General features: G+C 67.6%; 10 protein-coding genes. 5 read left to right on the plus strand and 5 right to left on the minus strand.

The genetic code is table 11. The annotated features are described in order from the left end of the window. Nucleotides 1–6 precede the first annotated feature (6 nt). Nucleotides 7–888 carry a bisanhydrobacterioruberin hydratase gene (gene cruF, locus C438_RS11750; RefSeq protein WP_004969615.1) on the plus strand — a complete coding sequence of 294 codons (882 nt, stop codon included), beginning with the start codon at nucleotides 7–9 and terminating at the stop codon, nucleotides 886–888. 26 nt (nucleotides 889–914) lie between these two features. Here cruF and C438_RS11755 read toward each other — a convergent pair whose 3' ends face one another. The 4 genes from C438_RS11755 to C438_RS19720 all read right to left on the minus strand — a co-directional run bounded on the left by C438_RS11755 (nucleotide 915) and on the right by C438_RS19720 (nucleotide 4,164). After that, complete coding sequence (locus C438_RS11755) at nucleotides 915–1,862, minus strand: DMT family transporter (RefSeq protein ID WP_004969616.1); 948 nt, start codon at nucleotides 1,860–1,862, stop codon at nucleotides 915–917. A gap of 171 nt (nucleotides 1,863–2,033) precedes the next feature. Continuing rightward, the gene (locus tag C438_RS11760; RefSeq protein ID WP_049917987.1) at nucleotides 2,034–2,768 is read right to left on the minus strand and encodes a helix-turn-helix domain-containing protein; all 735 of its coding nucleotides are present in this window, start codon (nucleotides 2,766–2,768) and stop codon (nucleotides 2,034–2,036) included. A gap of 55 nt (nucleotides 2,769–2,823) precedes the next feature. Beyond that, nucleotides 2,824–3,843, minus strand: coding sequence for a phytoene/squalene synthase family protein (locus tag C438_RS11765; protein ID WP_049918004.1), 1,020 nt, complete (start codon nucleotides 3,841–3,843; stop codon nucleotides 2,824–2,826). 168 nt (nucleotides 3,844–4,011) lie between these two features. After that, nucleotides 4,012–4,164, minus strand: a complete 153-nt coding sequence (locus C438_RS19720) for an HVO_2523 family zinc finger protein (RefSeq protein WP_004042510.1) — start codon at nucleotides 4,162–4,164, stop codon at nucleotides 4,012–4,014. Nucleotides 4,165–4,400: 236 nt separating this feature from the next. Here C438_RS19720 and C438_RS11770 point away from each other — a divergent pair, with 236 nt between their 5' ends. The 3 genes from C438_RS11770 (at nucleotide 4,401) to C438_RS11780 (ending at nucleotide 6,000) form a co-directional block, all read left to right on the plus strand. Beyond that, a complete protein-coding gene (locus C438_RS11770) occupies nucleotides 4,401–4,676 on the plus strand; it encodes an ArsR/SmtB family transcription factor (protein ID WP_004969621.1) in 276 nt (91 codons plus the stop codon). Between the two features lies 1 nt (nucleotide 4,677). Next, entirely contained in the window at nucleotides 4,678–4,974 is a 297-nt protein-coding gene (locus tag C438_RS11775; protein ID WP_049917988.1) for a hypothetical protein, read from the plus strand. A gap of 165 nt (nucleotides 4,975–5,139) precedes the next feature. Beyond that, the gene (locus C438_RS11780) at nucleotides 5,140–6,000 is read left to right on the plus strand and encodes a spondin domain-containing protein (protein WP_004969624.1); all 861 of its coding nucleotides are present in this window, start codon (nucleotides 5,140–5,142) and stop codon (nucleotides 5,998–6,000) included. 413 nt (nucleotides 6,001–6,413) lie between these two features. Here the strand turns inward: C438_RS11780 and C438_RS11785 are convergent, their stop codons facing one another. After that, complete coding sequence (locus C438_RS11785) at nucleotides 6,414–6,884, minus strand: Lrp/AsnC family transcriptional regulator (protein ID WP_004969626.1); 471 nt, start codon at nucleotides 6,882–6,884, stop codon at nucleotides 6,414–6,416. 164 nt (nucleotides 6,885–7,048) lie between these two features. On the opposite strand from C438_RS11785, the gene C438_RS11790 reads away from it, so the two are divergent. Further along, nucleotides 7,049–8,110 carry a CNNM domain-containing protein gene (locus tag C438_RS11790; protein ID WP_004969629.1) on the plus strand — a complete coding sequence of 354 codons (1,062 nt, stop codon included), beginning with the start codon at nucleotides 7,049–7,051 and terminating at the stop codon, nucleotides 8,108–8,110. Nucleotides 8,111–8,603 lie beyond the last annotated feature (493 nt).

The following is an 8,603-nucleotide window of genomic DNA, read 5'->3' on the forward strand; positions in this document are numbered from 1 at the left end:
GCGCCCGTGAGCGTGAGCGACCTGCGAGCGCGCCTGCCGTCCACACGGGACGACGCCGAGGAGGCGCTCGACCGACTCGTGCGCGACAACCGATTTACCATCTCGGTGTTCTTCCCGCTGAACGGCGCGGTGCTCCTCGTCGCCAGCGCGATGGGGTGGCTCCCCGACCCGCTCGCGTTCAACGCGTTTCTCATCCTCCTCGGGACGCTCGTGATGCGCTCGCCGCTCATCGTGGGCGTCCTCCCGCTCGTGACCCGGCGGGCCGCCCTCGGCGTCGGCGCGCTCACCGCCTACGCCTACGCCATCGAGTACACCGGCGTCACCACGGGTTGGCCGTACGGCTGGTTCCACTACGGCGTCGACCTCGGGCCGACGGTCGCCGGGGTTCCCGTCGGGCTCCCGGTGTTTTTCATCCCGCTCGTGATGAACGCCTACCTGCTGTGTCTGCTCCTGTTGGGCGACCGCGCCCGCAACGGGGCCGTCCGCCTCGGCGTCGTCATCGCGGCCGTCCTCGCCATGGACGTGGTGCTCGACCCCGGCGCGGTCGCGCTCGGCTTCTGGGAGTACTACCGCCTCGGCGACGACGCAGTGCTGTTCTACGGCGTCCCGCTTTCGAACTACGCCGGATGGGTCGTCAGCGCGACCGTCGCCGTCGTCGCGCTCGACTGGTCGTTCGACCGCGAGGCGCTTCTCGCCCGCCTCGACCGCACGGAGTTCATGCTCGACGACCTCGTGAGCTTCGTCATCCTCTGGGGCGGCATCAACGCGTGGTTCGGCAACTGGATTCCCGTCGCGGTCGCGGCGCTGTTCGGCGTCGGACTGCTCAAGACGGACCGGTTCGACTCGCGGCTCCTGCGGCTTCCGCGGCGGTTGCCGTGGCGCTCCTGAGCGTCGGTGTGCTCCAGCGTCAGTTCTCAGTCCGACTCGACGCCGCGACGCCGGCCCCGGTAGGCCGCGCCGAGTCGTTCCCACTTGAGCAGGCCGAAGCCGAGGAGGACGAGCCCGAAGCCGAGGAGCGTGGCCGCGGTCACGGGCTCCGCGAACAGGAGCCAACTGTACACCGCCCCGAAGCCGGCGGTGGCGTAGGTGACGAGATTGAGTTCGACCGAGCCGAGGCGCGGGAGAAGCGAGAAGTACAGCAGGTAACAGGCCGCGCTCGCAAAGACGCCGAGGTAGACGAGGCCCGCGACGCCCGCGAGCGACACGTCGACCTGCGCCAGCGACTCTGTCGGACTCGCGGCGCTGGCGAGGTGGGTCGCGGCGGCCCCGACGACCATCGCCCACGCGGTCTGGGCGGCGAACGGCATCTCGGCGTCGATTCGCTGAGTGAGCACGCCGCCGAGCGCGAAGGAGGCCGCGGCGAGCACCAGTATCGCCTGCCCCGCGGCGTTCGCACCGAGGAGGTTCGACGGCTCCGGGTCGGTGATGACGACCAACCCGAGGAAGCCGACGGCGACGCCGAGGAGCTCGACCGGGCCGAACCGCTCGTCGGGGAGAAACGGCTTCGCGAAGCCGACGGTCAGTATCGGAATCAGCCCCGCGAGCACCGACGCGACCGCGCTCGGGACGGTCTGTTGGCCGACGTTCTGGAGGACGCTGTAGCCCGCGAGCGACAGGAGGCCGGCGAGGGCGACGACCGTCCAATCGCGGCTCGTTCGGGGTCGCCAGTAGTCGGTTCGCCACCCCGCGTACAGAAACAGGAGCGCCGCCCCGATGTCGAGCCGGAGCGCGGCGTACAGAATCGGCGGGAACGACCCCAGACCGAGCGTCACCGCGGGGTAGGTCCCGCCCCACAGCGCGGCCAAGAGGACGAACAGGGCGGTGTTCCGATACCGACCGGCGAGGAACGACTCACCGACCATGGTGGAGCGTCAGCCCGCCAGAGGGAGGCGTGTCGTCGTCGATTGCGATAGTTCGGGGCGATACCTCGGGTGCGAACCTCGTCCGGTCGCCGGTCGAACGCGATGCGTCGGCGCGTACGCTCATCACCGAAACCGACGCCTGCGACCTCGGAGAACCTGCGGGTTAGTATGCTAACGTCCGTCGCCGCCGCCCGCGTTCGGCCGGTCGGTGTCGAGGCCGGCGAGCGCCGAGACGGCGGCTCCGAGGAGCTTCCGCTCCGCGCGGCGGAGCGTCTTCGAGATGGCCACGTCGGAGACGCCGCACCGCTCGCCGAGAGAGGCGAGCGACTCGCTTCGCGGCGTCTCGTAGTAGCCGTGTTCGACCGCGGTCCGGAGCACCCGGGCCTCCGTTTCGGTGAGACGCTCACAGCCGTCGAGGAGCGTCGCCGCCTCGTGGAAGTGCCGGAAGACGTCGGGCGCGACCGAGTCGTCGAGCGGCGTCTGCTCGACGACGGTGAGTTCGTAGCGGCGGTCGAGCGAGTCGAGTGTCGCGGCCGCGGCGTGAGGGTCGGCGAACCCGAGGTGCCACCGCTCCCAGCCGTCTCTGTCGCGGAAGGGCGCGATGACCGCGCCGCCGTGGGCGAGGACCGTTTCGATGGCGACGGTCTCTTCGAGCACCACGTGAGCGGTCGCGTGCGAGCCGCGCTTCCGCTTCAGTTCGAAATAGCTGACGCCGTCGGCGTCTCTGAGCGCGCGGATGCCGGCTTCCAACTGCGAGCGCCCCGGCGACGAGGCCTCGACCCAGAGGTCGCACCGACCCGTCTCGGGTGAGAGATTCCAGTACGGCGTGGTCAGCGTCACGTCGTGCGCGGCGGTCACCCGTCCCAGCGGACAGTTTAACCGGGTGTCGAGGGTGACGCGATGCATGCGGTAGGCTCCGCCGGCCACTCAGTAAACGGTTTCGCGGAAAACCCCGCGTCGCTCAGTCCGAACCCCAGCGGCTCAGCGACCGGAGCCACCCGGAGACGCGTCCACTGCGCCGCGAGCGGCCGACCGGCGTCGAACCGGGGCCGAACTCCGCGTCGAGTTCCTCGTCGTCGGGGTAGGGAACGACGCTGACGGCCTTGAACACGGCCACTGGGTCGCGCCAGACGGCCCAGTACGCCGCGGTCTTCGCGAGGAGCGCGAGCTTCCGCCCGAAGCCGAGTTCGGGCGTCGCCGTGAGGGTGTCGTAGTCGAGCTTTCGAATCGACCGGTGGTGGTCGGCGTACAGCACCGCCGAGAGCAACACCGGGAACTGGCAGTCCGCCGGGAGGTACTCGATGCCGGCGACGCCGTCGCGGTACAGCGACTCCGTTCGGCGGAGTTCGTCGCGCATCACGTCGGCGACGCGCTCGTCGAACTCGAGGGCGAGAACCTGTTCGGTGTCGACGCCGTGGCGGTCCAGCGTCGTCCGCGGGAGGTAGACCCGGTCGCGCTCGACCACGTCTTCGCCCACGTCGCGGAGGAAGTTCGACATCTGAAACGCCTGCCCGAGCGCCGTCGCGTGCGGGAGCGCCGCCTCGGGGTCGTCGGGCCGCATGACGGCGGTCATCATTCGGCCGACCGCCGAGGCCGACCCGTCCATGTACGTCTCTAACTCCTCGTAGCTCTCGTAGCGGTCCTTCTCGATGTCCGACTCCATGGCGTCGATGAAGACGTGCACGTCGTCGGGGTCGATGCCGTAGCGCTCTCTGAGTTCGGCGAACGCCGACAGGACGGGGTCGTCGGTCTCCGCCTCGCCGAGCGCCTCGGCGCGGAGGCGTTCGAGGCGCTCGCGCTGTTGGGCAGGCGGCGCGGTCTGCTCGGCGTCGACGACCTCGTCGGCGACGCGGAAGAACGCGTACAGGACGTACGTGGCGTGTCTGACGCGCTCGGGAAGGAGCCGCGTCGCGAAGTAAAACGTCTTTCCCGTCCGCTGTTGGATGTCTTTTCCCGCCTCGACCTGTGATTCGTTGAGCATCGTTTCGTGTGCGTGGCCGCGTCCGTCTCGGGACCAACTGAGCTGACCGGTGAGGACGGCCGTTAGTTCGGTCGCCGCCGACATAACGCTTCGTGCCGCCGTGAAATCAACCCGCGAACCCGCCGACTTCGCGGCGGTCCCGTTTCGGGCGTCTTCTGTCAGGTTTCGTTACCAGAACGTGTCGCTACAGTCGTAGACGACCCCGTGTTCCGGGCAGACGTACTTGCAGTGGCGGTGGTCCATCGACGTGCCGCAGAAGGGGCAGGGTCTACCCTTCGGGGATTCGATGGCGCACGCGTTCCGTCCGGCGTCGTCGTCCATACGAGTTTTCGTAGGACGCGACCGACATATCCCTTACTGCCGTCGGCGGGGTTCTCAGTCGGCTCGCCTCGTTCGGCCCAGTGGCGAGGTGGACTCGGCACGTCCGAACTCAACCCGGATTTGGTACGGAACTGGAACAACGCTCATGTTCGGTCGTCGCCGAGTCGAACCCGTCGCGTCGAACGGCACCCGCGAGAATAATACCGCGCTCGACCAATCAGTCAAACGAACAGTCGATGGAGAAGGCGCTCTGGTATCTGCTCACGGCGACCCGCGGCGGCGAGAACCGCGTCCGCATCATCCGCGTCCTCTCGGAGCGCCCGCAGAACGCGAACCGCCTCGCCGACGAACTCGACGTGGGCTACAAGACCATCAGACACCACCTCGACGCCCTCGAATCCCACGGGGTCGTCGAGGCCGGCGGCGATAAGTACGGGCGACTGTACTTCCTCACAGACCAGTTCGAACGGTACCGCGACACCTTCGAAGAAATCGCGACACACCTCGATTGATATGGCAATGGACACCCAAATCATGGCGGCGAGCGCCCTCTCGGGCGTGAACATCGTCTTCCTCGCGGCGCTGACCGCCGTGTGGATTCGCAACTACCGGACGTTCCGCACCTCGCTCGTCCTCGGCCTGCTCGCGTTCGCCGTCGTCATGCTCGTCGAGAACGCCGTCGCGCTCTACTTCTTTGTCACGATGCAGAGCCTCTACTCCGGCGACCCCCACGTCCAGCAGGCCGTGTTGGTCCTCCGCGGCCTCCAACTCGTCGCGCTGGCGTTCCTGACCTACGTGACGGTTCGGTGAGCGTTCCGGCGGCGTCGCACGCGCCAGACCCGTCCCGCTCGCACCCCGGCCGAATTTGGTACTGACTCGACCCCGATTCGTCACGGAGTCGCCCCGAATCTCGAAAAATCGCCTTTAGCCCGCCTCGCGTCCTCGTTCTCGTGGCTCCGACCACACGTGAGACCAATGACTGAGACGACGACTGAGACGACGACGACTGAGACGACGACGACCGAGGCGACGACGACCGAGGCGACGACGAACCCGACGACACCGACGACGAGACGGACCGTCCTCGGACTGACCGGCGCGGGCGTGCTGACTGCCCTCGCCGGCTGTCTGGGGAGCGCGAGTCTGCCGGGGCAATCGGCCGGAAACGGGAGCAACGGAAGCGCCCAGTCCGCGCGGACCTACCGCGTGACGGTGGCGAACCTGACGACCGGACAGCCGTTCACCCCGCCGGCGGTGGTCGCCCACCGCGCCGGCGTGGAACTGTTCGCCGTCGGCGACCCGGCGAGCGACGCCATCAGGGAACTCGCCGAGAACGGGAACCTCGGCCCGCTCAGTGAGTTGGCCGAGGAGAGCGACGACGTGCGCGGCGTCGCGGTCGGCGACGCGCCGCTCGTCCCCGAGGAACTCCCGGCCAGCGAGACGTTCCCCGCGGCCGTCACGCTCGAACTGGAGACCGACGCCAGCGGCGCGTACCTCTCGTTCGTCAGCATGCTCATCGGCACGAACGACGGCTTCGCCGGCCTCGACACCGTCCCGCTCCCCGAGCGGGTCAACGAGTCGCGGTCGTACTTCGCGGCCAGCTACGACGCCGGAACCGAGGTCAACACCGAGGCGTACGCCGACATGGTCCCCCCTGCACAGGCCCTCTACGGCATCGACTCCGGCACCGAGGGGACCGGCGCGAGCGACCCGGACCTCGCCGAGGGAGGAGTCGTCACTCCCCACGCCGGCATCGTCGGCGACGGCGACCTCGACCCCGCGGTCTACGGCTGGGACGACCCCGTCGCGCTGGTTCAGGTCGAGCGACTCGACTGAGCCGGCCGAACCGCGCTTTTCGACCCGCGGTCCCGTCGCTCACGGGTCACAAACGGCGTTAGTGAACGAAAGCCCGAGGCGTGGACGCCGTCGGAAGCGAACGACCGGGGGCGGTCGTCCGATGAAACCACGTAGCGTACCACGCGGCGAGTGCGGGGCCTCGGCCGCGCGATGCTGTCGCAACTGCGTCTACCCGTTGTCGGAGCGCGTTGAACCGCTCTGGTGGTGTGGTGGTGGGTGGGGGGGCATTCGGTCGGTGAGAGACCGACGCGAACGGGAGGGTCTCTGACAACGGCGAATACCAGTTCGTTATCACCTGTCAAAGCTGTACCGGTGGTTCGGGAACTGCACCGCCGGAGACGAACCGAGTCGGATTCACCCGTGAGGCGGCGTGTCGCCGCTCGTGCAGTCGGTCACTCGTCGTCGTCGCCGAACTTCGCGTACGGACTGCGGTGAGTGTTCCGAATCAGGTCCTCGTCGGAGACACGGAGGCCCAACTCGTCTAACTCCTCGCCGATTCGGCTGAGGTCGTCGCCGTCGACGCCGATGGCCCGGACCATGACGTTCCGCTCGCCGGTCATCACCTCCTGTACTTCGACGACGCCGGGGACCGCGGCGGCGGCCTCGGCCAACTCCTCGCGCTCCGGAATCGGGGCCGTACAGACGATGAGCGTGTACAGCTGGTAGCCCGCGCGCTCGTAGTCCACGTCGGCGTGGTAACCGCGGAGCACCCCGTCGGCTTCGAGCCGCTGGATGCGGTTCCGGACGGTGCTCGCCGAGGCGTCGAGTTCGTCGGCGATGTCGGTCGACGACGTGCGGCGCGCCTCCGCCTGCAACGTGTACAGTATCTGCCTGTCCAGCGCGTCGAGTTCTCGACTCGTCATTCGTCCGCCCGTCTGTCGCCCGCGACATTAACTTTCCCGGCATTATTGTCAGAACCGCAGTTCAAACTGGATATTAATCGACTCCCGATAACTGACTACATATATCTGCGGACGGCCGATGCTTTCTAACGGGTCGAGCGCGAACGGGCGTACCACCGACACAGATGAACCCAACAGAGATTGGCATACGCCTCGTCGCGGGGGCGTTACTCATCCTCACGAACGGTTTCTTCGTCGCCATCGAGTTCGCGCTGACCCGCGCGCGGCAGTTCACCGAGTCCGAGTTCGTCGACGGCGACACCCGACTCGAACGGGCCTGGGAGATGACCCAAGAGCTCGAACTGTATCTCACCACCTGTCAGGTCGGAATTACGGCGTCGAGCATCGCCGTCGGTATCGTCGCCGAACCCGCGCTGGCGGCGCTGTTCGAACCGCTACTCGAACCGATTTTCGCCGGGACGACGCTCGCGACCGTCGGGGCCGGCGCGCTCATCGCCTACCTGATTATCAACCTCCTGCACCTCACCCACGGTGAGCAGACGCCGACGTACCTCGGCGTCGAGCGCTCCCGCATGGTCTGTCGCTACGGGGCGACGCCGCTCCACTGGTTCTACGTCGCCATCTCGCCCATCATCAAGTTCGGCGACTGGGTCGCCAAGCTGACGCTCAAGCTCTTCGGCATCGAGATGTCGGGCGCGTGGCTCGAAACCGAGACCGACGTCATCGAGTCCCGCGGCCAACTCCGCGAGCGCCTGCACTCCCTGCTCGAAGAGGGCGAACTCCCCGAGGAGCGCCGCGACGAGGTGCTCAACGCCCTCGACGTGGACGAACTCTCCATCAGCGAAATCATGATTCCCAGCGACGACATCGTCGCGCTCTCGACGGCGTCGACGCCCGGCGAGAACTTCGACCGGATTCGGAACACGCCGCACACCCGCTTCCCGCTCGTCGGCGACTCGCTCACCGACTTCCGCGGCGTCGTCTACGCGCCCTCCATCATCGACAACTTCGAGGCGCTCCGCGCCGGCGAGCGCTCGTTCGAAGAAATCGCCGCGCCGACGATGACGCTCGCCGCCGACACGAACGTCAGCGACGCGTTCGACCAGTTCCAAGCCGAGGACCAGGAACTCGCGCTCGTCCTGCGGGACGGCGAGGTCGTCGGCCTCCTCACCGCGACCGACGCCCTCGAAGCGGTCATGGGCGAACTCGACGACCCGCTCGACTAACGCGGCGGTCGCGGCTCCGGCCCCGTTTTCCGGCGTTTTCGAGGCGCGAGCCGCGGGTCACGCCGACGGAGGTCGCCGAATCGAGCGTGAGCGTCGTGACTCACGAGTGGGTCGGGGCGTGTGACACATCGGCGGCTGACCGGGGAGTCGGTCTTAACAGACCCAGTACTGACTCGTTTCCGTCGACCCCCCCGGGGGGTACGGGGGAATTGAGGGTCGACGGAAACACTCTTTTGAATTCGGGCTGTACAGCGTTCTGTACCCGTGAACTCGGGACGGTTTCAGACGAACCCTTGTGGGATTGAAGCGACGACCGGGGCGAACTCGCGCGGCAGGCGCAGCAGGGTTTCAGACGAACCCTTGTGGGATTGAAGCGCTCAGGAGTTCGAGCGTGGGGTCGCGATGGTCGAGTTTCAGACGAACCCTTGTGGGATTGAAGCGTCGAGGACTGGCGGCGCGACCGCGACCGACGACGGTTTCAGACGAACCCTTG

The organism is Haloferax denitrificans ATCC 35960 (assembly GCF_000337795.1).
Lineage (GTDB): Archaea > Halobacteriota > Halobacteria > Halobacteriales > Haloferacaceae > Haloferax > Haloferax denitrificans.

Coding starts and splice junctions, on each gene's coding strand:
- C438_RS11755 (WP_004969616.1), bottom strand. CDS start 1,862: ATGGTCGGTGAGTCGTTCCTCGCCGGTCGGTATCGGAACACCGCCCTG.
- C438_RS11760 (WP_049917987.1), bottom strand. CDS start 2,768: ATGCATCGCGTCACCCTCGACACCCGGTTAAACTGTCCGCTGGGACGG.
- C438_RS11765 (WP_049918004.1), bottom strand. CDS start 3,843: ATGCTCAACGAATCACAGGTCGAGGCGGGAAAAGACATCCAACAGCGG.
- C438_RS19720 (WP_004042510.1), bottom strand. CDS start 4,164: ATGGACGACGACGCCGGACGGAACGCGTGCGCCATCGAATCCCCGAAG.
- C438_RS11770 (WP_004969621.1), top strand. CDS start 4,401: ATGGAGAAGGCGCTCTGGTATCTGCTCACGGCGACCCGCGGCGGCGAG.
- C438_RS11775 (WP_049917988.1), top strand. CDS start 4,678: ATGGCAATGGACACCCAAATCATGGCGGCGAGCGCCCTCTCGGGCGTG.
- C438_RS11780 (WP_004969624.1), top strand. CDS start 5,140: ATGACTGAGACGACGACTGAGACGACGACGACTGAGACGACGACGACC.
- C438_RS11785 (WP_004969626.1), bottom strand. CDS start 6,884: ATGACGAGTCGAGAACTCGACGCGCTGGACAGGCAGATACTGTACACG.
- C438_RS11790 (WP_004969629.1), top strand. CDS start 7,049: ATGAACCCAACAGAGATTGGCATACGCCTCGTCGCGGGGGCGTTACTC.